Raw genomic sequence first — 402 nt, 5'->3', positions numbered from 1 at the left:
CCGAGACCGGCGTCGCTGACAGTGGGCTCGCCCTCGGCCTGGAGGACCTTGTTCAGCAGGGTGAGGTCGTAGATGCCCTTCAGGTCGGGCTTCTTCAGCAGGCCGGCGTTGACCGCGTGCTCCGCCTCGGAGTCGAGCGTGGAGGCCAGCGGGTCGTCCAGGAAGGTGATGGACTTCCACGCCGGGTCGATGACGTCCGCGGGCAGCGCCTTGCCGGACAGCTTCTCCAGCGCCTTGTTGGCGGAGGCCTTCGCCTTCTCCGGGTTGGCGTTGATCCACTCATTGGTCTTCAGCGACCCGCGCAGCACGGCCTCGACGACATCGGGATGTGCCTTGAGGAACTTCTGCGACACGATCATGTTCGTGATCACGAACTTCTTGTCGGGCCACAGCGTCGACTCA

Annotated in this window: 1 protein-coding gene; it reads right to left on the bottom strand. The window is 64.7% G+C overall.

The genetic code is table 11. From position 1 onward, the window contains the following. Window positions 1-402 (bottom strand): aliphatic sulfonate ABC transporter substrate-binding protein (locus IE318_RS45050; protein WP_506005414.1); only part of this gene is annotated, 402 nt, incomplete at both ends.

This window comes from Streptomyces spiralis (assembly GCF_014654675.1).
Taxonomy (GTDB): Bacteria; Actinomycetota; Actinomycetes; order Streptomycetales; family Streptomycetaceae; genus Streptomyces; species Streptomyces spiralis.
This window is presented reverse-complemented; position numbering and strand designations above follow the sequence as displayed.